24 protein-coding genes and 1 pseudogene are annotated in these 26,572 nt (G+C 73.7%); 12 read left to right on the top strand and 13 right to left on the bottom strand.

What is annotated here, in order from left to right:
* The first annotated feature begins 44 nt into the window (after positions 1-44).
* On the top strand, positions 45-2,114 hold the full coding sequence (locus tag QP089_RS09325; RefSeq protein WP_285911006.1) for a sensor histidine kinase: 2,070 nt from the start codon (positions 45-47) through the stop codon (positions 2,112-2,114).
* Here QP089_RS09325 and QP089_RS09320 read toward each other — a convergent pair.
* Positions 2,111-2,716 carry a response regulator transcription factor gene (locus QP089_RS09320; protein WP_285911005.1) on the bottom strand — a complete coding sequence of 202 codons (606 nt, stop codon included), beginning with the start codon at positions 2,714-2,716 and terminating at the stop codon, positions 2,111-2,113. The two genes, QP089_RS09325 and QP089_RS09320, sit on opposite strands and share 4 nt — an antisense overlap.
* A 109-nt stretch (positions 2,717-2,825) precedes the next feature.
* Between QP089_RS09320 and QP089_RS09315 the strand changes: the two genes are divergently transcribed.
* From QP089_RS09315 to QP089_RS09305, 3 genes are read left to right on the top strand one after another with little or no spacing between them, the layout of a single operon-like run.
* Positions 2,826-3,557 carry an ABC transporter ATP-binding protein gene (locus tag QP089_RS09315; protein ID WP_285911004.1) on the top strand — a complete coding sequence of 244 codons (732 nt, stop codon included), beginning with the start codon at positions 2,826-2,828 and terminating at the stop codon, positions 3,555-3,557.
* Positions 3,557-5,974 carry an ABC transporter permease gene (locus QP089_RS09310; RefSeq protein WP_285911455.1) on the top strand — a complete coding sequence of 806 codons (2,418 nt, stop codon included), beginning with the start codon at positions 3,557-3,559 and terminating at the stop codon, positions 5,972-5,974. The genes QP089_RS09315 and QP089_RS09310 overlap by 1 nt, the downstream gene beginning before the upstream one ends.
* A 39-nt stretch (positions 5,975-6,013) precedes the next feature.
* A complete protein-coding gene (locus QP089_RS09305) occupies positions 6,014-7,699 on the top strand; it encodes a bis-aminopropyl spermidine synthase family protein (RefSeq protein WP_285911003.1) in 1,686 nt (561 codons plus the stop codon).
* Positions 7,700-7,708: 9 nt separating this feature from the next.
* On the opposite strand, the gene QP089_RS09300 is transcribed toward QP089_RS09305, so the two are convergent.
* Positions 7,709-8,443, bottom strand: a complete 735-nt coding sequence (locus QP089_RS09300) for an SDR family NAD(P)-dependent oxidoreductase (protein WP_285911002.1) — start codon at positions 8,441-8,443, stop codon at positions 7,709-7,711.
* The gene (locus QP089_RS09295) at positions 8,443-9,138 is read right to left on the bottom strand and encodes an SDR family NAD(P)-dependent oxidoreductase (protein ID WP_285911001.1); all 696 of its coding nucleotides are present in this window, start codon (positions 9,136-9,138) and stop codon (positions 8,443-8,445) included. Before QP089_RS09295 ends, QP089_RS09300 begins: the two co-directional genes overlap by 1 nt.
* A gap of 196 nt (positions 9,139-9,334) precedes the next feature.
* Between QP089_RS09295 and QP089_RS09290 the strand changes: the two genes are divergently transcribed.
* Entirely contained in the window at positions 9,335-10,372 is a 1,038-nt protein-coding gene (locus QP089_RS09290) for a PucR family transcriptional regulator (RefSeq protein WP_285911000.1), read from the top strand.
* Positions 10,373-10,531: 159 nt separating this feature from the next.
* Here the strand turns inward: QP089_RS09290 and QP089_RS09285 are convergent, their stop codons facing one another.
* The gene (locus QP089_RS09285; RefSeq protein WP_285910999.1) at positions 10,532-11,611 is read right to left on the bottom strand and encodes a cation diffusion facilitator family transporter; all 1,080 of its coding nucleotides are present in this window, start codon (positions 11,609-11,611) and stop codon (positions 10,532-10,534) included.
* 82 nt (positions 11,612-11,693) lie between these two features.
* On the opposite strand from QP089_RS09285, the gene QP089_RS09280 reads away from it, so the two are divergent.
* Positions 11,694-12,017 (top strand): ArsR/SmtB family transcription factor, encoded by a 324-nt coding sequence (locus QP089_RS09280; RefSeq protein ID WP_285910998.1) that lies wholly within the window; start codon positions 11,694-11,696, stop codon positions 12,015-12,017.
* 30 nt (positions 12,018-12,047) lie between these two features.
* Here QP089_RS09280 and QP089_RS09275 read toward each other — a convergent pair whose 3' ends face one another.
* Both QP089_RS09275 and QP089_RS09270 read right to left on the bottom strand, forming a co-directional pair.
* Entirely contained in the window at positions 12,048-12,692 is a 645-nt protein-coding gene (locus QP089_RS09275) for a DUF6962 family protein (RefSeq protein WP_285910997.1), read from the bottom strand.
* 47 nt (positions 12,693-12,739) lie between these two features.
* Positions 12,740-14,698, bottom strand: coding sequence for a heavy metal translocating P-type ATPase (locus QP089_RS09270; RefSeq protein ID WP_285910996.1), 1,959 nt, complete (start codon positions 14,696-14,698; stop codon positions 12,740-12,742).
* Positions 14,699-14,798: 100 nt separating this feature from the next.
* Between QP089_RS09270 and QP089_RS09265 the strand changes: the two genes are divergently transcribed.
* On the top strand, positions 14,799-15,152 hold the full coding sequence (locus QP089_RS09265; protein ID WP_285910995.1) for an ArsR/SmtB family transcription factor: 354 nt from the start codon (positions 14,799-14,801) through the stop codon (positions 15,150-15,152).
* A gap of 11 nt (positions 15,153-15,163) precedes the next feature.
* The gene (locus tag QP089_RS09260) at positions 15,164-16,018 is read left to right on the top strand and encodes an endonuclease/exonuclease/phosphatase family protein (protein ID WP_285910994.1); all 855 of its coding nucleotides are present in this window, start codon (positions 15,164-15,166) and stop codon (positions 16,016-16,018) included.
* Positions 16,019-16,028: 10 nt separating this feature from the next.
* On the opposite strand, the gene QP089_RS09255 is transcribed toward QP089_RS09260, so the two are convergent.
* On the bottom strand, positions 16,029-16,355 hold the full coding sequence (locus QP089_RS09255) for an ArsR/SmtB family transcription factor (protein WP_285910993.1): 327 nt from the start codon (positions 16,353-16,355) through the stop codon (positions 16,029-16,031).
* Positions 16,356-16,505: 150 nt separating this feature from the next.
* Here QP089_RS09255 and QP089_RS09250 point away from each other — a divergent pair, with 150 nt between their 5' ends.
* Entirely contained in the window at positions 16,506-17,963 is a 1,458-nt protein-coding gene (locus QP089_RS09250) for an MFS transporter (protein ID WP_285910992.1), read from the top strand.
* A gap of 57 nt (positions 17,964-18,020) precedes the next feature.
* On the opposite strand, the pseudogene QP089_RS09245 reads toward QP089_RS09250, so the two are convergent.
* Positions 18,021-18,374 (bottom strand): annotated as a pseudogene (locus QP089_RS09245) (amidase family protein); the annotation flags it as partial.
* Positions 18,375-18,650: 276 nt separating this feature from the next.
* On the opposite strand from QP089_RS09245, the gene QP089_RS09240 reads away from it, so the two are divergent.
* Complete coding sequence (locus QP089_RS09240; RefSeq protein WP_285910991.1) at positions 18,651-20,870, top strand: DUF4132 domain-containing protein; 2,220 nt, start codon at positions 18,651-18,653, stop codon at positions 20,868-20,870.
* A 10-nt stretch (positions 20,871-20,880) separates the two neighbouring features.
* Here the strand turns inward: QP089_RS09240 and QP089_RS09235 are convergent, their stop codons facing one another.
* Positions 20,881-22,440: a PP2C family protein-serine/threonine phosphatase gene (locus QP089_RS09235; protein WP_285910990.1), complete on the bottom strand. Its 1,560-nt coding sequence runs from the start codon at positions 22,438-22,440 to the stop codon at positions 20,881-20,883.
* 281 nt (positions 22,441-22,721) lie between these two features.
* Between QP089_RS09235 and QP089_RS09230 the strand changes: the two genes are divergently transcribed.
* Positions 22,722-23,015: a hypothetical protein gene (locus tag QP089_RS09230; protein WP_285910989.1), complete on the top strand. Its 294-nt coding sequence runs from the start codon at positions 22,722-22,724 to the stop codon at positions 23,013-23,015.
* A gap of 54 nt (positions 23,016-23,069) precedes the next feature.
* Here the strand turns inward: QP089_RS09230 and QP089_RS09225 are convergent, their stop codons facing one another.
* Entirely contained in the window at positions 23,070-23,612 is a 543-nt protein-coding gene (locus tag QP089_RS09225; protein ID WP_285910988.1) for a MarR family winged helix-turn-helix transcriptional regulator, read from the bottom strand.
* A gap of 327 nt (positions 23,613-23,939) precedes the next feature.
* On the opposite strand from QP089_RS09225, the gene QP089_RS09220 reads away from it, so the two are divergent.
* Positions 23,940-24,113 carry a hypothetical protein gene (locus QP089_RS09220; protein ID WP_285910987.1) on the top strand — a complete coding sequence of 58 codons (174 nt, stop codon included), beginning with the start codon at positions 23,940-23,942 and terminating at the stop codon, positions 24,111-24,113.
* A 43-nt stretch (positions 24,114-24,156) separates the two neighbouring features.
* Here QP089_RS09220 and QP089_RS09215 read toward each other — a convergent pair whose 3' ends face one another.
* The 3 genes from QP089_RS09215 to QP089_RS09205 form a co-directional block, all read right to left on the bottom strand.
* Positions 24,157-25,362, bottom strand: a complete 1,206-nt coding sequence (locus QP089_RS09215; RefSeq protein ID WP_285910985.1) for a PP2C family protein-serine/threonine phosphatase — start codon at positions 25,360-25,362, stop codon at positions 24,157-24,159.
* Positions 25,359-25,637: a hypothetical protein gene (locus QP089_RS09210; RefSeq protein ID WP_285910984.1), complete on the bottom strand. Its 279-nt coding sequence runs from the start codon at positions 25,635-25,637 to the stop codon at positions 25,359-25,361. Before QP089_RS09210 ends, QP089_RS09215 begins: the two co-directional genes overlap by 4 nt.
* 311 nt (positions 25,638-25,948) lie before the next feature.
* Complete coding sequence (locus QP089_RS09205; protein WP_285910983.1) at positions 25,949-26,521, bottom strand: MarR family winged helix-turn-helix transcriptional regulator; 573 nt, start codon at positions 26,519-26,521, stop codon at positions 25,949-25,951.
* Positions 26,522-26,572: the final 51 nt, after the last annotated feature.

The following is a 26,572-nucleotide window of genomic DNA, read 5'->3' as shown; positions in this document are numbered from 1 at the left end:
CCACGCCGGGTATGCGAGGTACATCCGAAATTGCGGGGGCTGGGGTGCGGGGGACGGCGCGGCTGATCGTCGGGGCCGTGCTGGCGTCGTTCGCGGCGGTCTACGTGCTCGCGGCGCCCGCGCGGACGGCCGGGGCCGTGCGGGTCGGGGCCGCGATCGCGCTGGTGGCGGTCGTCCTGGGCGTCCAGCTGGTCCGGGTCGTGTCGCGGGACGGCCGGTGGCGGTGGGGGATCCCCGTGCAGGCGGCGGCGGCCTATGCGGGTGTGCTGGCGTTCGGCACGTCCTTGGGGATTCTCGGGTTCGTCGCGGGTTCGCTCATGCTGGCCGGGCTGTGGCCGCTCGCGGTGGCGGTCGTGGGGAGCGCGGCGGTTCTCGGCGACGCCGATGTGACGATCACCTGCCTGCTCACCGGGCTCGTCGTCCACGGGCTGGTGCGGCTGGCGGACCGGGCGGACGACACGGTGGCCGCGCGGCTGCCGTTGACGATGGCGGCGGTGGCGCGGGAGCGGCTGCGCATCGCGGCGGAGCTGAACCGGGGCCTCGGCGAGGGATTGCGGGAGATCTCGGAGGGGAGCCGGCGCGCGGTCGAGCGGCCCGAGGCGATCGCGGGCGTGCTGGAGGTCGCGCGGCGGTCGCTGAACGAGGCGCGGGCTGCGGCGGCCGATTTCCGGAGCATGTCGCTGGCGCCTGAGGCGACGGCGGCGCGGGCACTGCTGGAGGCCGCAGGCGTCGCAACCGACGTACGGACGAGCCACAGGGAACCTCTAGGCCCGGCAGGGGCTCTGCTGGCGATGGCATTGCGCGAGGCCGTCACCGACGTGGTCAGGGTAGGGACGGCACGCCACTGCCTCATCGAGACGTCGGAGAAGGAGGAGTTCGTACGGCTGCGTGTGGTGAACGACGGTGTCCGCACGGTCGAGCTGGGGGCGGATGGGCTGGACGACGCCGCGCAACGGGTGAGAGCGGCGGGCGGTGCCTTTTCCACTGTTCTTGAGGAGGACGGCAGGTTCGCGGTCGAAGTCTCGATGAAGGCGGGGAAGCGGCCCGTGAGTCTTCCCGACCGGACCGCCTACCGACTCTCCGTGGGACTGCTGGCGGCCGTACTGGCCGGGTTCTCCGTCAAGGGGCTGCTGATGGTCCCTTGGGGGCCGAAGTGGGGCGCCGCGGCGGTGCTGCTCGTTCTCATCGGCTCGCTACAGCTCCTGTGGACCGGCACTGGTCGGCCTAAGGCGTGGGGGTTGTACCTCGCCGTGTTGAGTTTCGCGCCGGTCCCGCTGCTCGGAGAGGCGTGGCTGGGCGTCGCGGGGTTTCTGGTCGGGACGCTTCTGGTGGGTGTTTCGCGCAAGTTCGCCGTCCCGCTGACGGCGGCGACGATGGCGGGCGTCGGCGTAGGCGCATGGGCGCTGGGGCTCGGAACGGCGGACGTCGCCAATTATGTGATCAGCACGCTAGTCACGGGCCTGGTGGTGTACGGGCTTGTCCGGCTTGCGTGGCTCGTCCGGGATCTTCGGGCGGCCGGGGAGGAGCTGGCGCGGGCGGCGACCGTCCAGGAGCGGTTGCGCGCCGCGCGGGACCTGCACGACCTGCTCGGCCACAGCCTGGCGGCGATCCTGCTCAAGTGCGAGCCGGCGCGGAGGCTGGCGGACGTGGATCCGGCGCGGGCGCGGGCGGAGCTGGACGAGGTCGTCGCGATGGCGGAACGGGCCGCCAAGGACCTGCAGACCGCGACCGGGGACGACGCCGAACTGTCGCTGGACGGGGAGGCGCGCTCGGCGCGGTCCGTGCTGACGGCGGCGGGCGTCGAGGTGGAGATGGAACTCGCGCACGGCGAGTTGGCGGACGAGACGTCCGCGGTGCTCAGCACGGTGCTGCGCGAGGCCGTGACCAACGTGCTGCGGCACAGCGCCGCGAAACGCTGCGTCATCACGACCGCGCAGGAGGGAAGCGTCGTCCGCCTCGTCGTGGAGAACGACGGCCTGGATCCGGAGGCGCCCCGTACGCCGCCGGGGTCGGGAATCGGGAACCTGACCACGCGCCTGGCGTCGTTCGGGGGGACGCTCAGCGCGCGCGCCGACGGCCATGGGAATTTCCGCGTGGAGGCGGCCGTCGGCTAGAGCCAGCCCGCCTCCCGGGCGATGCGGGCGGCGTCGATGCGGTTGCGGGCGTTGAGCTTGGTGACGGCGGCGGTGAGGTAGTTGCGGACCGTCCCGGCCGACAGGTGCAGCCGCTCGGCGATTTCCGGGGCCTCGGCGCCCTCGGCGGCCAGCCGCAGGACGTCCGTCTCGCGCGGGGTGAGCGGGTTGTCGGCGAGGTCCCAGGCGGTGAGGGCGAGCTGAGGGTCCAGGACCCGCTCGCCGGCGGCGACCTTGCGGATCCCGGCGGCGAGCTCGTCGGGCGGCGCGGTCTTCAGCAGGAAGCCGCGGACGTTCGCCGCCAGCGCGCGGCGCAGGTGGCCGGGCTTGCCGTGGCCGGTGAGGATGAGCGTGGCGACGTCCGGGAGCGCGTCGTGCAGGGCGGCCGCCGCGGCGAGGCCGTCCATTCCCGGCATGTCGACGTCGAGGACGGCGACGTCCGGGCGCGCGGAGCGGGCGGCGGCGAGGACCGCGTCACCGCGGTCGACCTCGGCCACCACGGCCAGATCGGGTTCGAGCGACAGCAGCGACGCCAGCGCGCTGCGCACGACGTGGTGGTCGTCCGCGAGAAGCACGTTGATCACGGTGCATGTCTACCAGTGACCTCGTCACGGGCCGGACCATGACGAGATCACATAGCACCGGTGACGACGTCTCTGGCCCGTGAAGCCGCAGGTCAGAAGACTTGTCCGCATGGACGAAGCGGTGCGGATGGACGCGGTCAGCAAGGTGTACGGCAAGGGGCGCGGCGCGGTGGCGGCGCTGCGCGAGGTGACGACGGGCATCCCGCGCGGCCGGTTCACCGCCGTCATGGGGCCGTCCGGGTCGGGCAAGAGCACGTTCCTGCACTGCGCGGCGGGCCTCGACACGCCGACGTCCGGCAGCGTCCGGCTGGGGGATACCGAGCTGTCCGCCATGAACGAGACGAAGCTGACGGAGTTGCGCCGCGAGCGGGTCGGTTTCGTGTTCCAGGCGTTCAATCTGGTGTCGTCGCTGACGGTCGAGCAGAACATCACGTTGCCGCTGCGGCTCTCCCGTACGCGGGTCGACCGGAAATGGCTCGACGAGGTGGTCGCCAGGGTGGGCCTTAGCGAACGCACCGGCCACCGTCCCGCCCAGTTGTCCGGCGGGCAGCAGCAGCGCGTCGCCATAGCGCGCGCACTGGTGACCCGTCCGGAGGTCGTGTTCGGCGACGAGCCGACGGGCGCGCTCGACACGATGACGGCGCGGGACGTCCTCTCCCTGCTGCGCGAGACCGTCGACGGCATGGGCCAGACGGTCGTGATGGTGACCCACGATCCGGTCGCCGCGTCCTATGCGGACACGGTCCTCTTCCTGGCGGACGGCTGGATCGTCGACTCGATGGACGAACCGTCCAGCGACAGGGTGGCGGCGCGCATGACCCGGATGGGGGCGTGGAAGTGATGCTGTGGATCGTCCTGTCCACGTTGCGGCACCGCAAGGCCGGGTTCGCGGGCGCGTTCGTCGCACTGCTGTGCGCGGCGGCCCTGGTGTGCGCGTGCGGAGTCCTGCTCGACACCGGGTTGCGCGGCTCGGTCGCGCCGGAGCGGTACGCGGGCGCGCCGGTGGTGGTGACCGGCGACCAGTTCGTCCACCAGACGAAGGCCAAGAAGAAGGGCAAGGTCAAGCACAAGGCGAAGGCGATCGCCGAGCGGGCCTGGCTGCCAATGTCGGTCGCGGACCGGGTCCGCGCGGCGGGCGCCCGCGACGTGGTCACCGAGGTCGCGTTCCCCGCCGAGATCGGTTCCGGGGCGGACGAGTCGTGGGGGCACGGCTGGGAGTCGGCCGCGCTGACCCCGTTCACGCTGCGCGAAGGCCGGGCTCCGGCAGCCCGCGACGAGATCGTCATCGACGCCGCGACGGCGCGCGAGAACGGCCTGCGCGCCGGATCGCGGGTGCGGGTCGCGTCCGCCGAGCCGGGCGTCTACCGGGTCTCCGGCGTGACGCGGCAGGCCCTGAAGAACCAGGCGGCGATCTTCTTCTCGACCGCCGAGGCGCGCCGGCTGGCAGGGCACCCCGGCATGGTCACGGCGATCGGCGCGACCGGCTCGAAGACCGCGATCGCCGACGCCCTGCGCGGCACCCGCGCCACCGTCCACACCGGCAAGGACCGCGGCAAGGCGGAATTCCTGGGCGCGGAGAAGTCCCGCATCAAGCTGATCAGCATGGGCGGCGCGCTCGGCGGGACGGCCCTGCTCGTCGCGATCCTCGTCGTGTCCGGCACGTTCGCGCTGTCAGTGCAGCAGCGCGAGCGGGAGATCGCGCTGCTGCGCGCCGTCGCGGCCACGCCCCGGCAGGTCCGGCGGATGATCGGGCGCGAGGCGCTGCTCGTCGGGCTCGTCGCCGGGCCGCTCGGCGCGGCCGCCGGGCTGCCGCTGGCGTTCTGGCTGCGCGACCGGTTCCGCGGCCTCGGCGCCCTGCCCCCGAACCTGGACCTGGTCGTCAGCCCGTTCCCGCCGGTCGCGGCGGCGCTGGCGGCCGTGGTCGCGGCCGTTGCGGCGGCCCGGCTCGCCGCCCGCCGGACGGCCCGGATCCGCCCGGTGGAGGCCCTGGGGGACGCGGCGCTGCGTCCGGCCCGGCTCGGCGCCGTCCGGGCCGTGGCGGGGCTGCTGGTCCTCGCGGGCGCCGTCGTGCTGACCGCGGTGCTCGCCGGCCTGCACACCGAGGCCGCGTCGAGTCCGGTCACGATGCTGGCCGCGATCGTCTGGACGGTCGCGGTGGCGCTGCTCGGCCCGCTCATCGCCCGCGCGGCCGTCGCCGTCCTCGGCGTTCCGCTGCGCGCTTTCCCGGTCGGCGGGCACCTCGCCGCCGCGAACCTGGGTGCGGGCGCACGGCGGCTCGCGTCCGTGATCACGCCGCTGACGCTGATGATGGGGCTGACGGCCACGATCCTGTTCGTCCAGACGACGATGGGGCACGCTGCAGAGCGGCAGGCGACCGAGGGCACGGTCGCCACGCACATCGCCGGTCCCAAGGTGCCGCATGGCACGGCGGAAGAAATCCGTCGCGCGCCTGGTGTCACTGCCGTGACGGAGGTCGTGCACAGCACCGTCCGGGTCGGCCTGGAGAACTACGGGATTCAGGGCGTCACCCCCAGCGGACTCGACAAGACCATGGATCTGGACGTCCGCAAGGGCGACATCAAGAATCTGGACGCGTCCTCCATTGCGGTGAGCACGACCGCGGCGTCCCGCCTACACGTCGCACCGGGCGACACCCTCCGCCTCACCCTCGGCGACGGCACGCCCATAGCCCCGAAGGTCATCGCCGTATACGGGCGCGGGCTCGGCTTCGGTGACCTGACCGTCGCCCACGACCTCCTGGCCGCCCACGTGGACGACCCGCGCGGCACGCTCCTCATCGCGGGCACAGCGCCGAAGGGCGTGCCGACGACGGACGCCGCGTCCCTGGCCACGGACAAGGCGTCCGCGAACGCCGAGGTCAACTACGTCGCCATGGGCCTGATCATCGCGTTCACCGCCATCGCCGTGGTCAACACCCTCGCGATGTCGACCGCCGACCGGGCCCGCGAGTTCGCCCTGCTGCGCCTCGTCGGCACCACCCGCCGCCAGATCGCGCGGATGCTCGCCTGGGAGACCCTCGCCGTCGTGCTCATCGCCGGCGTCCTCGGCACCGCGATCGCGCTCGCCGTGCTCACCGCGTTCGGACACGGCATGACCGGCGGCGCCCCGTACGTCCCGCCGCTCGCCCACCTGGGCGTCCTTGCCTGGGGTGCGGTCCTCGCGGCGGCCGCCACGGCGCTTCCGACCCGGTTGGCGATGGCGGTCCGTCCCGCCGACGTCATCGGCGCCCGCGAATAGGATCGGTCCGCATCCGTCCCCGACGAAACGAACCCGCACATGACACAGGACGACTCGCCGCGACCCGCTCCGGACGCCGTCCGCGACCTGCGGGCCGGTTTCGGGATCGACGCGAGGCGCATCGACCGGATCGGGCATCTGCTCGCGGACGGCACGTTCCGCACGGTCGAGGATGTCGTCGCGCTGACCGGCACCTCGCGGCGGACGGTCGAGGCGGTGTTCCGGGCGCTCGAACCGCACCTGGAGTCGTCCGGGGACGGGCGCCGGATCGCGCAGCGGCACGTCCCCGAATACGACGGAGTTTTCGGGGACGCGGAACCGGCCGAGATCGCCGACCCGTGGACCGAACGCGCCCGCCGCGCCCCGGCGGCCCTCGCCGCGATGGACGCCCTGATCGCCGCGGCCCCGCCGCCTGTCCAGGCCCTCGACCACGTGCCCGCGACCGCCGAGACCGTCCTGAAGCGGGCCCGGTTCATGCTGGACGGTTTCGACCTGCGCGGCGCGCACGTGCTGTGCGTCGGCGACCACGACCTGACCTCGCTCGGCCTGTTCGTCGCGGGAGGCGCCGCCGGCCTGCGAGTGAGCGTGGCCGACATCGACGAGCGGCTGCTGGAGTTCATCGACGCCGAGGCCGCGCGGCGCGGCTGGGACGTCCGCTGTCATGCCGCCGACCTGCGGCTCGGCCTGCCCGCCGCGCTCCGGGACTCCTGCCAGCTCGTCTTCACCGACCCGCCGTACACGCCGGACGGCGTCGCGCTGTTCGTCGCCCGCGGCCTCCAGGGGCTCCAGGACCACCGCAACGGCCGCGTCCTGCTCGCCTACGGGTACGGCGAGCAGCAGCCGGCGCTCGGGCTCGCCGTCCAGAAGGCGCTGAACCCGCTGCATCTGGCCTATGAGGCGATGCTTCCGGGATTCAACCGCTATGTCGGTGCGCAGGCCATCGGCAGCACGGCCGCCCTGTACGTGCTGCGTCCCACCAAGCGGACCGCCGCTGCCGCCCGCGCCACCGCCGACGACCCGCGCACCGCGATGTACACGCACGGCGCACAGTCGGTGGAGGCCGGCGCGGGAGCCCTGGACGAGGCGGCGGTGCAGCGCATCCTCGAACTCGCGCCGGGCGAAGGCCCGCTGCTGGTCGGCGACGGATGGCCCGCGAAGACCACCGGCCGCCGCGTCCCGCTCCGCGATTTCCTGGCGGCCCCGCTGCCGCGCAACCTCCAGGGCCACGGCACGGTGCTGATCAACCTCTATCCCGGGTTCGGGGCCTCGGCCGCCCGCGCACTGCTGGCGGCCAACGCGCCCCGGGCCGTCCTGGTCTGCCGCAACGACGAGCCCTTCCTGCGGGACGCCGAGGGGCAGCGCGGGTTCCGGCAGCTCGTCGCCCCTGGATACCGGGTGGAACGCTTGCTTCGCGGCACCCCGTCGCCCGGCACGGCGCTCGTCCTGGCCGAACGGAACGACGAGCCCGCGGGCGCCGCCGAGCGGGTCCTGGCGTACCTCTACGCGCGGGCGCACGGCAAGATCGGCAACGGCTGGCGCGAGGGCCTCATCGCGCTCCGGAAGGCCGAGGGAAGCACCCTCACCAAGGCCGAGGCGCGCCGGCTCATCGAGACGGCCGCCGACCGTCCCGACCTGCTCGAACGGTCGCTCATCGACCTTCCGGCGCACCTGCTCGGCGTCCTCGCCCGGGACGTCCGGCGCTCGGTCGGGGCCCTGCCCGACTGACCGGCGACCTCACGCGCGGGCGCGGGTCGTGCCGCCGTTGACGTGCAGGATCTGGCCGACGAGCGTGGGCAGCCGGTCGTCGGCCAGGAACGCGACCGCCGCCGCGATCTCCTCCGGCTCGGCGAGCCGGCCGAGCGGCACCCGCGCGGCGCACCGCTCGAGGGCCTCCGCGCCCAGGCCGTCGTCCGGCTCGGGCCACCCGGTCCCGAGCACGCTCGGCGCGACCGCGTTGACCGCGATGCCCAGCGGCGCCAGCTCGCGCCCCAGCGACTTCGCCAGCGCGATGATCCCCGCCTTGGACGCCGAGTGCGCCGTCGCGTCCGGCCGCCCGATCACCCCCCATTCGGAGGAGACCAGGACCATCCGCCCGCCGCCGCGCTCCACCATCCCCGGCATGACCGCCTGCGCGCACGCGAACGCCCCGCCGAGATCGGCGTCCACGATCCGCCACCAGTCGTCCGGGTCGTGCTCGGCGAACGGGGCGATCGTGGAGCACACGGCGTTCGCGACGAGGATCCCGACGTGGTCGCCGGTGCGGCGCTCGACGTGCTCGACCATCTCCCGCACCGCGTCCGGGTCGGACACCTCGGCGGGCGCGGCGACCCCGCCCAGCTCGGCCGCGAGGGCGTCGGTGCCGCGGCCCGGACGGTCGTTCAGCGCGACGACGTGCCCCGCCGACGCCAGCCGCCGCGCGACCGCCCCGCCGAGGTCGCCGCCGGCGCCGGTGATCAGCGCGACCGCCATCAGATCACCGCTCCGGCGTTGGGCGACAGGACCTCGCCGGCGCAGAACGTCCCGTCCTCCACCAGGTAGGCGGCCGCCAGCGCGATCTCCTCCGGGGACGACAGCCGGCCCGTCGGGAGGGTCTGCAGGAAGGCGGGCCGGCGCCAGGGCGAGTCGGGCGCCAGCATCGGCGTGTCGGTGGGTCCCGGAGCGACCGCGTTCACCCGCACCCCCGCCGGGGCCAGCTCCGCCGCCAGCGACCGGACGAGCCCGATCACCGCGCCCTTCGCCGCCGCGTAGTGCGCCTCCGCGTCGCCGCCCGCCAGCGCCAGGTCCGACGTCACCCCCACCACGGTGCCGCGCCCGCGCTCCGCCATCCCGGGCGTCACCGCGCGGCACACGTTCACGAGCCCGCCCAGATGGACGCGCAGCATCCGGTTCCAGTCGTCCCACGCGATGTCGGACACCGGGACGATCGCGTAATGCCCCGCCGCGCACAGCGCCGCCTCGACCGGGCCCATCTCCCGCTCGATCCGGCGGACCGCCGCGGCCACCTGGCCGCGGTCGGCGACGTCCACCCCGACCGCGTAGTCGGCGTCCGGGGCCGGGCGCAGGTCGAGCGCGGCCGTCGTCCAGCCGCGTCCCGACAGCTCGCGCACCATCGCGCCGCCGATCCCGCCGGCCGCCCCGGTCACGAGCGCGACTCGTTCCCCCATGCGCACTCCCCATGTCCTGGTAACCCAGGCAAACCCGGCATTAGCCCAGGTGGCAAGAGGCATGGCCGTTTCTTGGCCAAATGCTCTGCCGGTTCTTGGCCAAGTGCCCCGCCGGACGCGGGTCTTGTCATGACCTTCTCCAAAACGTGGCGCCCGGCCTGCCCGCCGGGCGCGGCCGCGGTGAGACAGTGGCCGTGTGAGCAGCGATCCCGCGATGCCGCGCCTCACCGTCCGGCGGCTGCTGGAGGTGCCGCACTTCCGGCTGCGGCTGGTCGCCGGGTCCGCCGGCCTGGACCGGACGATCCGCTCGGCGCACTCCACCGAACTGCTCGACCCCGGCCCCTACCTGCGCGGCAACGAGGTCGTGCTGACGGCCGGGGCGTCCCTGCGCGACCCGGACGCCTGCGCCGCGTTCGCCGCGTCCGTCAAGGCCGGCCGCGCCGGCGCGATCGCCTACGGCGTCGGCGACGTCACCGAGACCGTCCCGGACGCGCTCCGCCGGCACTGCGACCGGCTCGGCCTGCCGCTGGTCGAGGTCCCGCCCGAGGTGCCGTTCCGCGGCTTCGCCGCGTGGTTCGACGCGCAGCTCGCCTCCACCCGCGACGAATGGGGCGAGCGCGCGGAGACCGGCCGGCTCCTGCGCGACGTCCAGCGGGGCCTGGCCCCGCCCGAGGCGCTCCTCCCGCACGTCGAGGAGGCCGGGCTCGACCCCGGCGCGCTGGTCGCGGTCGCGATGCCGGCCGGCGACGCGCCCGCCGCCTCCGGCGTCCTCGGCGTGGACGACGACATCGCCTTCATGATCACCGGCGACGAGTACGCCGGCGCCGACGTCGCCGGCATCGGCACCCCCGGCCCCTTGGCGCACCTGCCCCGCTCCCTGACCGACGCCCTCGCCGCGCTGGACGCCGCCCGCCGCACCGGCGGCGTCGTGCACGCCGCCGACCTCGCGACCTTCCGGGCCCTGCTCGGCCGCCTCGACCGCCGCCAGCTCGCCCCGTTCGCCGACCAGATCGCCCGTCCCCTCGCCGACTACGACGACGCGCACGACGGCCGCCTCACCGAGACGCTGCGCGCCTTCCTCGACACCGGCGGCGCCGTCGGCCCCACCGCCCGCGCCCTGTCGCTGAACCCCGGCACCCTGCGCAACCGCCTGTCCCGCATCCAGTCCCTGACCGGCCGCGACCCCCTCGACTTCGAGGACCGCATAGCCCTCGCCATAGCCCTCTGGACCTGACCCCCAGCCCGGCGGCAGTGCCGCCGATGCCGTCGCCGCCGTGCGCCAGGCTGCCGACGGCGAACGCCGCCGTGAGCCGCTCGTCCAACCGTTGCGTGGCGTAGGCGAGCGCGGTCCGCACTATTTCCTCGCCTACGGGATCGGACAGTTCGCGGTGTCTCATGTGCTTCGGTGGTCGTGGAGGGGGGCGTGGTGGTCGGTTCCTCCTGTGCTGTCGGGGTCGGCGTGGACGGTGGCGGCGCGCAGGCGGGACAGGCCGTGGATCAGGCGGTGCTCCGCCTCCACCGCGACCGCGTGCGCCTGCACCAGGGACAGGTCCGGGTCGAGCACGATGTCGGTCTCGGCGCGCAGGGTGTGGCCGACCCAGCGCAGCCGGACGCCGCCGACCCGCCGGACGCCGTCGACGCCGGCCAGGATCCGCTCGGCGTCGCCGACCAGCTCCGGATCCACGGCGTCCATCAGCCGGTGGTAGACCTCCCTGATCGCGTCGCGCAGGACGAAGCAGATGGCGACGGTGATGAGCAGGCCGACGACCGGGTCGGCGATGGGGAGGCCGAGGGCGGCTCCGCCTGCGCCGATCAGTACGGCGAGCGAGGTGAAGCCGTCGGTCCGTGCGTGCAGGCCGTCGGCGACCAGGGCGGCGGAGCCGATCTCGCGGCCGACCCTGATGCGGTACCGGGCCACCCATTCGTTTCCGAGGAATCCGACGACGGCGGCGGCCGCGACCCAGCCGAGCGCCCTGACGTCCTGCGGGTCGATCAGGCGGCGGAACGCCTCGTAGCCGGCGAGGGCCGCGGACGCGGCGATGACCACGATGATCGCCAGCCCGGCCAGGTCCTCGGCGCGGCCGTACCCGTAGGTGAAGCGGCGCGTCGCGGCGCGCCGGCCGAGCAGGAACGCGATGCCCAGCGGCACCGCCGTCAGCGCGTCCGCCACGTTGTGCAGGGTGTCGCCGAGGAGCGCCACCGACCCCGACAGCACCACGATCGCCGCCTGGACGAGCGCGGTGGCCGCCAGCACCGCCAGGGACAGCGCCAGGACGCGCAGCCCGCGGCCGCTCGTCTCCAACGCCTCGTCCGTCTTGTCGGCGGAGTCATGGCTGTGCGGGGTGACCAGATGCCTGACGCGAGCCCGGAAGGACCGCGCCGCCCCGTGCCCATGTCCGTGACCATGCCCGTGGTGATGCCCATGCCCGTGGGCCGGCGGGTCTGCGGACGGCCCCATCATGCGCTCTGACATGGGCCTCCTCGGTTGCGAACGGACCGGGGGACCAGTATATGTAGTCAGGTATGCACGCGGCTACATTGCAGGTGCGAGGTCCATGCAGGAGCGTCCTTCGAGCGCGCAGATCGAGGCGGCCACGGCCGCGTTCCGGATGCTCGCCGACCCCACCCGGCTGCGGCTGATGTGGCTCCTCACGTCCGAGGAGTACGACGTCACCTCGCTGTCCGGCGCCCTGGAGGTGTCCCGGCCGCTCGTCTCGCAGCACCTGGCGAAGCTCCGCATGACCGGGCTGGTGCACACCCGCCGCGAGGGGCGCAGGGTCCTGTACCGGGCGCGCGACACCCACGTGCGGAGGCTGATCGTCGAGGCGTTCTTCCACGCCGGCCACGAGGTGACGGGCAAGCCCCGGCACGACGACTGACCCGGCGTGCGGTACCAGCCGGCGGTTCGGTCAGCCGGCGAGAGGGCGCGGCTCGGGGCCCGGGCGGCGCGGCGTGCTGACCGCCGCGTACAGCAGCACCATCCCCAGGATCTGGGCGAGGTGGTACAGCGACGTCGGGTCCAGCGCGACGCGGTGGGTGACGGCCGGGTCGATGGCCTTGGTCCCCGCCGCGGCGCCGTCGGCGACGAGCGCGACGATCACCGCGCCGGCCATCGGGTGGCGGCGGCGGGCCGCCAGCCCCCACAGCGCGAGGATGCTGATCATCGTGAGGCTCTCGCAGGCCAGCAGCGCGTCGACCCCCGCGTGGCCGGTGGCCGCCAGGACGGCGTAGGCCGCGATCCCGATCGACCGCAGGATCCAGAACGTCCTCTGGTGGCGCGGGCCGAGCACCTCGGCGACGGTGGCGGCCAGCAGGTAGGACACCGCGACGACGACCATCGCGCTGATGACGGCCCAGCTCGGCCCGGTCCACTGCGCGGAGTGCTTCACGACGCCGTGGTGGACGAAGCCGGCCAGCGCCGCGGCCCCCGCCCACCAGAAGGACGTGCGCCAGTACCGGTGCGCGACCGGCGAGCGTCCCAGCCTGACGGCGAGCACGACCACGATCAGGCCGAGGGCGAGGTCGCTGAGGGCGGGCGCGGGTTCGGCGAGCACACTTGCACGGTACCGACAAGCGGCCGCCGACCGACCCGGCCGGCGCCTCACCGCGGGTCGGCGCGGCGCCAGGCGGAGTCGGCGAGCAGCCGCAGCCCGTTCAGGCCGACGATGACGGTGGAGCCTTCGTGGCCGGCGACGCCCAGCGGCAGCGGCAGCGTTCCGGCCAGGTCCCAGATCACCAGGCCGGCGATGAACGCGCCGGCGATGACCAGGTTCTGCACGACCAGCCGGCGGGCCCGCCGCGACAGCGAGACGACGGCCGGGACGGCGGCCAGCTCGTCGCGGACGACGACGGCGTCGGCGGTCTCCAGGGCCAGGTCGGAGCCGGCGCGGCCCATGGCGACGCCGGCGTGCGCGGCGGCCAGCGCGGGCGCGTCGTTCACCCCGTCGCCGACGACCAGCACCTTCCCGCCGCGGTCCTGCAGGTCGCGCACGGCCGCGACCTTGTCCTGCGGCAGCAGGCCGGCGCGGACGTCGCCGATGCCGGCCTCGGCGGCCAGCCGGGCGGCGGTGCGCGGGTTGTCGCCGGTGACCAGGATCGGACCGGTGCCGGTCAGCGCGGCCAGGGCGCCGACGGTGGCGGCGGCGTCGGGCCGGAGCCGGTCGGTGATGCCCAGCACCCCGGCCGCGGCCCCGTCGACCTCGACCAGCACCGCGGTACGTCCCTCCTCCTCCAGCCGCGCGACCGCGGCGGCGACGGGACGGGCGGCGCCGTAGCGCAGGAGCCGTGAGGGGCTGCCGACCGCGACGCGATGGCCGTCGACGGTGGCGGTCACACCGGTGCCGGGAGCGGACGTGAAGCCGGCCGCGTCCGGGACGGCCAGGCCGCGGGCGGCGCCGACGATCGCGCGGGCGAGGGGATGCTCGCTGGGACGTTCGGCGGCCGCCGCCAGCCTCAGCAGCCCGTCCCCGGTCAGGGCCGAGGACTCCAGCGGACGGACGTCGCTGACCTGCGGGACGCCCTCGGTGAGGGTGCCGGTCTTGTCCAGCGCCACCCGGTCGACCTGCCCGAGCCGTTCCATCGCCACCGCGGACTTGACCAGCACGCCGTGCCGGCCGGCGTTGGCGATGGCCGACAGCAGCGGCGGCATGGTGGCCAGCACCACCGCGCACGGCGAGGCGACGATCATGAACGTCATGGCGCGCAGCAGCGACCCCGTCAGGTCGGCGCCGAACGCCAGCGGGACCGCGAACACCGCGAGCGTCGCCGCGACCATCCCCACGCTGTAGCGCTGCTCGACCTTCTCGATGAACAACTGGGTCGGGGCCTTGGTCCCGGACGCCTCCTCCACCATCGCCACGATCCGCGCGATCACCGAGTCGGACGGGTCGCGCTCCACCCTCACCCGCAGCGCGCCCGTCCCGTTGAGGGTGCCGGCGAACACCTCGTCGCCGGCCTGCTTGGCCGCCGGCAGCGGCTCGCCGGTGATGGTGGTCTGGTCGACCTCGCTCGCCCCGGCCAGGACGCGGCCGTCGGCGCCGATCCGCTCGCCGGGCCGCACCAGGACGACGTCGCCCACCGCGAGCCGGTCGGCGGGGACGGTCTCCTCCGTGCCGTCGTCGGCCAGCCGGGTCGCGGTGGCCGGGGCCAGGTCGAGCAGGCCGCGGACCGAGTCGGCCGTGCGGGCGGTCGCGACCGCCTCCAGCGCGCCCGAGGTGGCGAAGATGACGATCAGCAGTGCCCCGTCCAGCACCTGCCCGATCGCCGCCGCGCCCAGGGCGGCCGCGACCATCAGCAGGTCCACGTCCAAGGTCCCGCCGCGCAGCGCCCGCAGCCCGGCCCAGCCCGGCTCCCATCCGCCGGTGACGTAGGCGGCCGCGAACAGCGCGCCCCACGCCCATGCCGGCCCGTCCAGCAGGTACACCGGCGACCCGGCCGCGAACAGCACGAGAGCGGCCGCCGCCCACCGGGCCTCCGGCAGCGCCAGGACCCGCGTCCGGCGCCGCGCCGCACCGGTGTCGCCGGCGGACGGCGGAGCCGGACGGGTAAGCGTCGAAGTCATGGGGATCCTCCACGTGCGCGGGCGGTGAGCCGGTCCGGCCACCGTAGCAGGAACACATGAACAAGAATTCATGTATTCATGGGCGGCGTAGCATGCCCCCATGGGCCACGGAGCGCCGAAACCGACCAGCGAGGTCCCGCGCGCGCGGCTGGACGCCGCCGGCGCCGCCCGCGTCGCCACCACGCTGCAGGCGCTGGCCACCCCGTCGCGGCTGCTGATCCTGGCCCGCCTGCGCGAGGGCCCCCTGGCCGCCACCGAGCTGGCCGCCGAGGTCGGGATGGAGCAGTCCGCCTGCTCGCACCAGCTGCGCCTGCTGCGCAACCTCGGCCTGGTGGTCGGCACCCGCCAGGGCCGCTCGGTGGTGTACGCCCTGTACGACGACCACGTCGCCGAACTCCTCGACCAGGCCCTCTACCACGTCGAACACCTCAACCTGGGCCTCAGCGACGGCTAGATTGGGTGCACGTGCGGATCATCTCCCTGAACGCCTGGGGCGGCGCGCTGTTCGACGACCTCGCCCCCTGGCTCGACACCTGCGACGCCGACGTCCTGTGCCTCCAGGAGGTCACCCACACGCCCGGCCTCGACGGCTGGACGCGCTTCGACGACGCCGACCGGTCGCTGCCCCAGCGGGCGAACCTCCTGGCCGACGTCCGCTCTCGCCTCCCGCGCCACCACGGGATCTTCACCGCGAGCGACGCCGGCCCGGTGCAGGACGGACTACAGCGTCACCACCGGCAGGACTTCGGCCTGGCCACCTTCGTCTCCGAGTCCTTCCCCGTGGTCGGCCTGCGTTCGGCGTTCGTGCACGGCGACTACACCGAGCACCGCGCCCAGTGGCCGACCGACGGCCGGCCGCGCGCCGCGCTGGCCGTGCGCGTGCACGACCGCCGGGCGCGGCGGTTCGTCACCGTCGTCAACCTCCACGGCCTGCGCGACCCGCGCGGCAAGGGCGACACCCCGGCCCGCCACGCGCAGGCCGAACGGCTCGCGGCGCTGATCGAGGAGGCGCGCCAGGCCGGCGACGTCACCGTGGTGTGCGGCGACTTCAACCTGCTGCCCGACAGCAAGACCTTCCAGATCCTCGCCGACCTCGGGCTGACCGACCTGGTCGGCGAGGCCGACACCCGGACGTCCCGGTATCGCAAGCCGATCCGGCACGCCGGCTACCTGCTGGTCTCCGACCCCGCCGCCGTCGAACGGTTCGAGATCGCGACCGAGCCCGAGGTGTCCGATCACCGCGCTCTGGTGCTCGACCTCCGGAGCACTACCGCCGGCTCCGAAGCCGCCGCTACGCCGCCGAGCCCGGGAGCGTCCTGACCCGGGTGGGTCAGGAGGCGGCCTCGTCGGTGCGGGCGCCGGCGAGGACGGCGTCCAGCAGGCCGGGGTAGCGGGCGTCCAGGTCGTCGCGGCGCAGGGTCAGCAGGTTCTCCCGGCCGGACGGCTCCTGGAAGATCACGCCGCTCTCGCGGAGGACGCGCCAGTGGTGGGTCATGGTCGACTTGGCCGCGATGCCCAGTTCGACCAGCACGCTGCTGCAGTTGTGCTCGCCGCCGCCGTCCAGCACGCGGACGGCGGCCAGCCGCACCGGGTGTCCCAGCGCCGACAGCACCCCGTCGATGCGGATCTGGCCGCGGTCCGGGTGACGGTACCTCATGGTCCTACCGTACCGCGATAGTCGAACAATCGTCCGGAACCCCTTGCCGGTCGGTGCGATCGTACGTAAGTATTCGTACAGTCGTATTCCGGGCGGCCGGCCCTGCCCGCCGGCCCGGTTCCCTCCCGACCCCGAAGGGTGTCCTCAGGCATGTCCGCTCTCGCAAGGCAGCCCGCCGGACGGCGGCTGGGCTGGACCCTGGCCCTGCTGGCGCTCGCGCAACTGATCTACGCGCTGGACCTGAACATCGTGTTCGTCGCGCTCCCCGAGATCGGCGCCGAGCTGGGCTTCCCCGGCCAGACGCAGCAGCTCGTGGTGAGCGCCTACGTCGTGTTCGCCGGCGGGTTCCTGCTGTTCGGCGGGCGCGCCGCCGACCTGCTGGGCCGCCGCCGCGTCTTCGTGTCCGCCCTGGCCCTCTACGCCGTCTCGTCGCTGGCCGGCGGCCTCGCGCCATCCCCCGCCACCATCATCGCGGCGCGGGCGGTGCAGGGGATCGGCGGCGCGCTGCTGCTGCCGTCCACGCTGTCGCTGATCAACACGCTGTTCGCCGAGGGACCGCAGCGCAACCGGGCCCTGGCGGTCTGGGGCGGCGCGGGCGCCAGCGGCCTGACGATCGGGGCGCTGCTCGGCGGCGTCCTCACCGAGAACTTCGGCTGGCCGGCCGTCTTCTACGTCAACGTGCCGCTGGCCGCCCTCGTGGCGCTGGCCGCGCTGGCGGTGATCCCGCCCGACCCGGCCGGCGGGCAGCGGCGGCGCTTCGACCTGCCCGGCTCGCTGACCGTCACCGGCGGCGCGACGCTGCTGGTGTTCGCCCTGGTCGAGGGGCCGGAGGAGGGCTGGGGCGCCCCGCCGGTGGCCGGCGCGTTCGTGCTGGCCGCCGTGCTGCTGGCGGCGTTCGCGGTCATCGAGCGGCGCAGCGCCGACCCGCTCATGCCGTTCCGGCTGTTCCGCAACCGGAGCCTGACCATCGGCATGAGCGTCACGTTCATCTACATGGCGACGTTCGGCGTCCTGCCCTACTTCCTGACCGTGCTCATGCAGAGCGTGCACGGCTACAGCGCCCTGCAGACCGGGATGGCGTTCCTGGTCCCGTCGCTGGCGATCGCGTCCGGCACGCAACTCGGCGAGCGGCTGACGACCCAGATCGGCCTGCGCGCCACCCTGCTGATCGGCTTCGCGATCGGCGTCGTCGGCACGGCGGTCATGGCGCTCGGGTTCGACGCCGACGCGGGCTACGGGCTCCTCGTCCCCGGGCTCGTGGTGTCCGGCGTCGGCCAGGGCATCGTCTGGACGGCGATGTGGATCGCCGCCGCGACCGGCACCGCCGCCCACGAGCAGGGCGTCGCCAACGGCATCGCCTCCACCGCCCTCAACATCGGCAACGCCATCGGCCTGGCCGTGTTCACCGCGCTCGCCGACATCGGCACCGAGGGCAAGACCGGCGAGGCGCTGCGCTCCGCCACCGCCCACGGCGAGATCGTCGTGGTCCTGCTGACGGCGGCCGGAATGGTCGTCGGACTGGCGGTCACCCTCGTCCTGCCGCGCGCCGCCGCACCGGCCCCGGCCGCCGCGGAAACGGCCGACCCCGCCCCCGTCGTCGCGAGCTGACCGCGACCTCCGCCCCCGTCCGGCATCCGGACGGGGGCGGCCGCGCGGGCACCGTCCCTAGCGTGAGCGCCACACCGAGGGGACGGGCGAGCGGGGCCCCTCCAGCGGGACGGGGACCTGCCACGGGTCGCGCGGGTCGGGCCGGCAGGCCGCGGCGAACGCCGGCCGCAGGTCCGCGACCCTGCGCGCCATCGGCCCGTTTGCCTGCAACAGCTGCAAGCTCATCGGCAGTTCGGCCGCCGCCTCCGAATGCGCCGCAATCCGCCCGAAGGACGGCTTGAGCGAGGCGACGCCGCAGCACTGCGCGGGGAACCGCAGCGACCCGCCGAGGTCGTTGGCGATCCCCAGCGCGGTCATCCCCGTGACGAGCGCGACCGCGTCCCCGCCGCTCGAACCGCCCGGCGTCCGGCCGCGACGCGACGGCGCGGCCGAGCCCGGCGAAACCGCGGGTGGTCGCGCCGCCTGCCACGTCCAGGTTCTCCTTGACCGTGAACGGCACGCCGGACGTCCTGTCGCCCGAACAGGTCCGCCAGCTCGGCGACATCAGCGAGACGCTGCTCGAACACCTGCTGCCCCGCGACGGCTGATCGCGGCTCGACCGCGCGCGGGCCGGGCCGGCGGAAACCGGAGGCGGGTCCGGGACGTCTCAAGATCGACGAGCGTCCGCCCCCCGTGAGACTGGAAACGATGACACGCGACCCCCATGTCGAAGACGCCCCCGACAGCGCGCTGCCCGCCCTGCTCGTCCGGCCGCCCTGGGCGGGTGGGATTCGGGAGCCGGTCGTCCTCAAGCTGAAGGCGTCCAGAGAGCCGACCGTCGTCCGCTGGGCGCCCGGCCAGCGGGAGAAATGGCTGGAGGCCCCGTACGAGTACTCGCTGGAACGCCTGCCCGAGGACACCGACTGGGACGAGCTCGCCGCGTTCTTCGGCGGCGACCAGGCCCTCGAACTGTGGAAGCCGCGCGACTGGCCGTCCAGGTCGCGGTTCGAGCGGCTCTTCGTGGGCCTCGTCATGCAGGCGCCCCGGGAGTTCGGCGAGAAGCTCCTCGCCGACGAGCGCTACTGGGACGCCTTCACCGACTTCTCGAACCTCGGTGCCGACCGCGGCGCGGTGGCGCGTCACGAGATGGCCGCCTACCCGCTGGTGATGCACCAGCTGAAGAAGAAGAGCTGGGGCGTGTACCCGCTCGCCCCCTTCCTGGACCACGCCGTCGCCCAGGGAATGATCAAGAGCTTCGACGAGCACGGAAGCAACCCGGTGCAGGACGGCTGGTTCGACCTGCACGGCGTGGACGCCGTCCGGCTGGTGATCCCGGACACGCTGCGCAAGCCGGGCCCGAAGCGGGAACGCGCGGAGGCCGTGCTCCGCTCGGTTGCGGAACGGCACGGCCATGATGTGATCGCGGATGCCGCCCGCCACTACGGGGACGAGGCCGTGCAGGCGGTCTCCGGACTGCGCACCGACCCGCTCGACGTGTACCCCGACCCGCTGCCGGACCTCCCGGAAGGCTGGGACCCCGAAAGGCTGCCGCGGATCCTGCTACGCGGGCGCAGGCAGGCACTTTCGTCCTCCGCGACCCGACACCTGCTGACGATGCTGTCCATTTCGGAGAGGTGGAGGCCGTACCCCGGCGTCCCCCTGGTCACCGCCGCCCTCGACCCGGAATCGCTCGCCGAGTTCGCCTGGGCGCTCTACGAGGCCGACCGCCATCCCAAACTGTGGGCGTTCCCCGGCGTGCAGTACCTCCTGGCCGAGCACGGCGACGACCGGACCGCCGACCGGCTCGCGCCGATCGTCGAACGATGGTCGAGGGCGTACGTGTGGGCGGCGGGCGGGCAGTCGGCGCTCCACCTGTTCGGCCGTCTCGGCACCGACTCCGCCCTCCGCCACCTGGACCGGCTCGCGAACAAGGCCAACGACGAGAAGTGGATCCGGAAGTACGCGCGGAAGGCTTTGGAAAGCGCCGCCGAGGAGCGCGGGCTCACCCAGGAGCAGCTCGCCGACCGGCTCGTCCCCGACCTGGGCCTGGACGCCGACGGCTCCCTGACGCTCGACTACGGGCCGCGCCGCTTCGTGGTGGGTTTCGACGAGGAGCTCAAGCCGTTCGTCACCGACCAGAACGGCAAGCCGCGCAAGACGCTGCCGAAGCCGGGCGCCAACGACGACGGCACCCTCGCTCCCGCCGCCTACCAGCGCTTCACCGACCTCAAGAAGCAGGCCCGCACGGTCACCGCGGACCAGACCAAGCGGCTGGAAGCGGCGATGGCGACCGGACGGACCTGGGCGGCCGAGGAGTTCACCGCCCTTTTCCTCGGGCATCCGCTGATGCGCACCATCGCCCGCCGCCTGGTGTGGTCGGCCGGCGCGGACGCGTTCCGGGTCGCGGAGGACGGGACCCTCGCCGACGTCCGCGACGACGCCTTCACGCTCCCCGGCGACGCCCGGGTCGCCCTGCCGCACCCGCTCGTCCTCGGCGAGGACGCCGTCCGCGCCTGGGCCGCGATCCTCGCCGACTACGAGATCCTGCAACCGTTCCCGCAGCTCGGGCGCCCCGTCCATACCCTCCAGGACGACGAACGCGACGGCGACCGCCTGCGCCGCTTCGAGGGCGCCACCGTCCACTTCGGCAGGATCCTCGGCCTGACGTCCCGCGGCTGGGAACTCGGCGAGAAGGAGACCGGCGGCTTCCGCCGGCAGGTGATGCGCGTGACGCCGGACGAGCGGCACGTGATGGTCGCCTTCGAGCCCGGCATCCGCGTCTTCGACCCCGAGGAGCACGCCGAGCAGCACATCGAACGCGTCATGCTCATGACGGGCCGCCACTCCGGCAAGCCCTTCGCCTTCGGCGAGCTCGACCCCGTCACCGCGTCCGAGATCCTCACCGACCTGCACCGCCTCACCGAGTGACCCCGCCCGGTCATGCCGTGTACCTGCCGGGGCCCTGCCCGCCGACGGCGCTGAGATGGAACCGGCGGGGAGCGCTGATCGCGATCGCCGTCCGGTCGTCGCGGGGGACGGGACCGGCCAGCTCGCTGATGAGGGCGTGCGCGTGCTCCACGAGCGCCTCGGGCGGCATCCCGCCGCACCGGCGCAGCTCGGTGCGCAGCCGCTCGCTGCCGAACACCTCCTGCCGCGCCCCACCGGTGGCTTCGGCGATGCCGTCGGTATACAGCAGGCAGGTGTCGGCGGGCTCCAGCGTCACGGTGGCAGTGACGGAGGAGATGTCGTCCAGGACGCCGATGAGCGAGCCTCTGGTGGCGACCGGCTCGACGGAGCCGTCCGCACGGACGATCAGCGGGGTGGTGTGCCCGGCGCTGGTCACCTTGAGGTGGACCTGGGCGCCGTCCCTCCGGATCGACGCGAGGAGGAGGGTGACGAACCGGGTGCTCTCGGGACGCAGCAGCGTCCGGTTCAGCGTTTGCAGCGTTCGGTGGTGGTCGCGCGTGAGCGGGAGCAGGGCCCGCAACGTGTTGCGGACCTTGGCGGTGAGGACGGCGGCCTCCAGCCCCCGGCCGCACACGTCTCCCAACACCACCGTCGATTCCCCGTCGGGGTCCGACGCGGGGTAAATGTCATAGAAGTCGCCCGCCAGCCGTTCCCCGTGCTGGACGGGACGGTGCCGTACCGACAGTTCGACGCCTTCGAGTTCACCGATGCGCAATGGCATCAATTCGCTTTTCAGGGCCTCGGCGATCGACGACTGCTCTTCCTGGAGAAAGGCGGCGGACATCGCCGCTCCCGCTCGCTCGACGAAGAGTCGCGTGAGCGTCGCGTCCTCTGCGGAGAACTCCTCCCGACCGCGGCGCCGTAGCAGCATCAAGGCGCCGGTCGCTGCGCCTTGTCCGGGAAGCGGAACCACGCCCATCGAGCCGAATTCGGGCAACGACTCCCGAACGATCCATTCGGGGGCGGCGGATGGATCGGTCCAGAGTATGGGCGTCGAGGAGTTCCGCTTCGCTTCGTCCAGCCCCGGCGCGTCGGCGGGACTGATCGCCATAGTCCGGTAGACCGGCCGGCCGTCAGGGCCGCAATAGGCGACGGCGTGGCCGCGCCCGCTGGGCGGACCGATCACGATTGCCGCCTCGGCCAGCTGCCGCACGGCCAGCCGGGCGATCGACTCCATGCACCCTCGTGGATCCGGCGACGCCAGCAACCGGCTGGACGCGTCCGCCAGGAACGCCGTCCGCTCGCGTTCGGCCGCCAGATCCTGGGCCTGCCGGTGACAATCGGTGACATCGAGCAACCAGCAGAGCGTGAGCTCAGAGCCCCGCTGGGCCCCCAAATCAGGGGCGCCCGCTTCCCACGGTGTCGGCTGCGCCTGGAAGAGACGCCCGCCGATCCAGCCGTTGACGGCGGTGCGGGAATGGTCGATCTGGCGGTGCGCCCGGGCCAGCCACGCCGGAGCCACATCGTCCAGCGGCATGCCCGGCGTCGCGGGCAGCAGTGAGCGGGCAGGCCGGTTGAGGTCGACGATCACGCCGTCCCGGTCCACTGCCACCAGGGGATTGGGGGCGGCGTGCATGACCGGTTCCGGCGTGTTCCGCCCATTCCCGGTGCCCTGAGTCACATCCATCACGACAACGCCTGCTGTGGGGCTGCCCGCCTTTCTGTCTTGACCTCTCCGTCATTGATCCCCCGTGACGGCGATAACTACCGCCTCGCAAGGTGACATCGCCCACGATGGGCGGGCGCCGTGCCCCGGCAGAATGATCGGACTGATGGCGGGTAGTCTCTCCGACGAATGCGGAGGTGGAAGTCATGACGATCAGCACCGTGCCGGGCAGCGCGTCCGATCGAGGACGAGTGTGGCGCGACGCCGACAACACCGTCACGGTTCGCGTCGAAACCCACGAGTCCGTTCTGGTCGTCTATGTGGCGGGCGAAATCGACTACCTCACCGCCGGTGACGTCCGCATGAACCGCACCGGCCTCGACGAGCACATGACCCTCAGCCCGACGCTCCCGCGCGCCATCGCCGACGTCACCGGCACCACCGGCGGGGGAGCCGTCCGCGAGCAGGGCTCAAGCGCCGCCGCGGAGGCGACGCGGTAGCGGCCGAGCGGGTCGCGGCGGTGGCATCCTCCCGGCTGTGCGGCCTCTGACCTGCTACGGGAGGCGGTCGGCGGGAGAGCGGGCGGTGCGCTCGGCCGCGTTGGCGGAGTGCAGGCGGGTGAGCCGGGCGGCCGCCGGTCGGCGCGGGCGGGCCCGGACGCGGCGGCCCGCATGCCGCGCGAACGCGTCCAGACCGTTCTGGAGCCGGTCGCGCTCCTCGCCGGTCATGTGCTCCAGCACCGCCTGCAGATCGGTGCTGCGGCGCCGGCGCAGATCGTTGAGCAGGTCCGTCCCGTCGGCGGTCAGGTGGAGGGCGATCCGCCGGCGGTCCGCGCGGCCCGGTGCGCGGCGCAGCAGCGAGGCCGTCTCCAGGCGGCCGCACAGGCGGCTCGCGGACGAGGGCAGCATCTGCAGCTCCTCGGCGAGCTGCCCGAGGGTGATGCCGGGGACGTCGGCGACGATCTCCATGGCGTCCAGCTGCACCGGCGACAGGTGCCCGGCGACGGCGCGCCGGGCCTGATGCCACACCCCCATGAGGGCGCGGGCGGCTTCTTCCAGGGGTGAGACGCCGGGTGTGCTGCTGGAGTTGTCTGCCATGGCGCCAAGCGCACCGACCCTCCTGTGCATAGGCGGTCACGTTCCGTGTGACTTTAGGCGACCGTTCCCAGCGCGGAGTGTCTTATGCGCGCCGGATTCGGGGTTTCGGGCGGAAGGGGCTGTGGCGAATGGCACTCCGATCGCGCTTGCGTCCGGACGTCCTGGTGGACCGCCATCGACATTTGCCGGATGGCAACTACCATCGGTGCGGCGGCGGTCGACCCGAACGAGGCGACCCGAACGAGGCGGCCCCACGAGCGGCGGAGCGGCTGATGACGCGGCAGTGCGCGGAGGCGCCGTCCACCGCACCGACCATGGCGGGACGGAATGAACGACGACCAGGACGACTCTCGACGCCGGAGTTCACCGGCCGGCCCTTACCGCAGCTTCCGCGGCGTCACCGACATCGATGCCGCCCGGTCCGAGGTGCCCGGCGCCTCGGGCATCGGCACCGACCCCGCCGGTAATTCGGGCCCCTCCGAAAGCGGCGGCGCCCTGTGACGGCGGGCGCGGCGTTCAGTGATGCGAGCGGGGGCCCGCGGGGCTAACGGGGGTGCGCGGACGAGGCGCTGTCGATGGCCGGCTGGTGCCAGTCCAGGCACACCGCCACCGCGTCGTCCGCGAGGTCCCGCTCGCCGAGATGCTCCAGGAGCTCCCCGATGATCGCCAGCGGGACCTCGGCGGCGTCCATCCCGCGGGTCCGCTTGGCGGCCTGCTGCAGCGCGTTGGTGCCGAAGGCGCCGCCCGCCGATGCCGGTGCCGTGTAGAGACCGTCGCTCACGATGATCAGGCGGTCGCCTGATTCGATCTTGAACTGCTGCACCTGGTACCGGGTGTCGCCGAACATGCCGAGCGGCATCTGGTGGTCGAGTTCGACCGGCATCGCCGTCCCGCCGCGCATCAGCAGGATGTGGGGCGAGCCCGCGTCGACCGCGGAGACCACCCCGTCGGCCAGGTTCACGCGCAGCATCAGCGTCTCGGTGAATTCCGTCCCGTTGTAGCGCGCGTTGACCATGTCGCTCGCCAGGGCCGCCTGCTCGGTGACGTCGGCGCCCGAACGCCGGGCGTTGCGCAGCGCCCCGACCGTGAGCGAGGTGAGCAGCGCCGCCTGGATTCCCGTCCCGGAACCGTTGGTCACCGTCAGCGCCAGGTGGTCGCGCTCGGTCGACCAGTCGAAGTTGTCGCCGCCGATCGAGTACGCCGGCTCCAGGTGGCCGGCCAGGCTGAACTCCTCGCCCGCGCAGCCGTGCCCGGGCAGCAGCTGCCACTGGATCTCGGCCGCGAGCGTGAGGCGGCGGAGGCGGCGGGCCCGCTCGTAGCGGTCGGTGTGGTTCCAGGCGACCTTCAGCGCGCAGCCGGTGATCTCCGCGATCTCGGCCAGATCGCTCATGAGGGAGTCGGAGGCCGGGTCGTCGGTGGTCACCGCGAGCACGCCGAGCCGCTCGCCGCGGGCGGTGACCGGCACGCAGACCTCGCACCGCGCCCGGTCCCCGGCCCGGCTCCGGACGGGGCTGAAGGTGGTGCTCCGGGACACGAACGCGCGTCCCATCGGCGTCCCGTGCATCCGGACGGACGTCTGCTCGTCCCGCCCGTCGAGCGGGACGAGGGCGTTGAGGTGGTAGTCGGCGAGCAGGAGCCGGACGTCCGAGACCGCGGGGAGGGACGTTCGGAGCGCCTCCTCCAGGCCCTCGGGCAGGGAATGGGCGGGCGTGCGGCGCAGGGCGTTCTCGACGTCCTGGAGCCGCGTCATCGCGGGCCCTCGGACATCGGTACGGCCGAACGGAGGCTTGCGGGCTCGCCGGGCCGGACGCCCGTGGCGGCGGCAGGCGCCGGACCGCGCTGTTCTCGCGACTGCATGGGCGGCGGCTCCTCCACCAGATTCTGCACCGGCGCCGCCAGCACCTGGCCACGGTCGTAGGTCGGATGCCGGCCGCCGGGCGTGATGCCCTGCTCAGCGGTCTCACCGACCTGCAGGCCAGCACCGAAGATACCCGTAGAAACGACAAATCTGGAAATATTGGTCACCCATCGGCCCGATCCGGCCGCGCGGGCCGGATCCGGGCCCGTCCGCCCCGGCCGAGACGGGCCGCCGGCCCCGGTCGAGATCTTTTCATGATCGGATTCTCGTCGCGGTGAACGGCGCGGCGGGCGGCGGGCACGTCCGCTCCAGAAGGCGCTGTGGCGGGGTTCGCGGCGCCCGTGGGGCGGCGCGGAACCGGGCGCGGATGCCGCCGCGATCCGGGCGGGTCCTACCGTCCGGTCGGATACGCCAGTATTGTTTTCCATATGGAAACTAAATTCGCGTGCTCAGGACCCCGGGCGAGGCCGGCCGGCGCTCACCCGGTGCCGTCCTGGCACAGGGCGGCCGGACCGGCGTCCGCGACCGGCCGCGAGCCTCCCGCGGGCTCGGCGACCACCGCGGGCTCCGCGGCCGCCGCGAGCTGGGCGGCCGCCGGGGGCTCACCGGCCGTCGCGTGCTCGGCGAACGCGCTCAGGGCGGCCAGTAGTTGAGCCCGGACTTCGTGCGGCATGCGCCGCAGGACGGCCTCCAGGTCCCGGTGCCGCTGCCGGCGCAGCTCGTTCAGCAGCTGCCGGCCCTCCGCGGTGGGCGTCAGGACGACCAGGCGGCCGTCGTCGGGATGACCGGTGCGCAGCAGCAGCCCGGACGCGATCATCCGGTCGCACAGCCGGCTGGTGGCCGAGGACGTGGCCCCCAGGCGGGCCGCCAGCTCGCCCATGCTGATGTCGGCCTGCGCCTCGATGGCGTACAGCGCCTGCAGCTGGGAGGGGGGCACGTTCCCGGCGATCTTGCCGTGCGCCCGGCACCACGTGGTGACGAGCGCGCGGGCCGCCTCGTCCAGGGCGGGGATGGAGATCTGCCGCGGAAGCTGATCGCTGTTCGGCTCCACGGTTTCCCCTTTTGCGTGTGAGTGCCAGGCATTACCGCCGAGGCGGGCTGC

This window comes from Actinomadura opuntiae (assembly GCF_030283205.1).
Taxonomy (GTDB): domain Bacteria; phylum Actinomycetota; class Actinomycetes; order Streptosporangiales; family Streptosporangiaceae; genus Spirillospora.
Note: the sequence above shows the minus strand (reverse complement) of the source record. Positions and strands in the feature narration are given on the sequence as shown.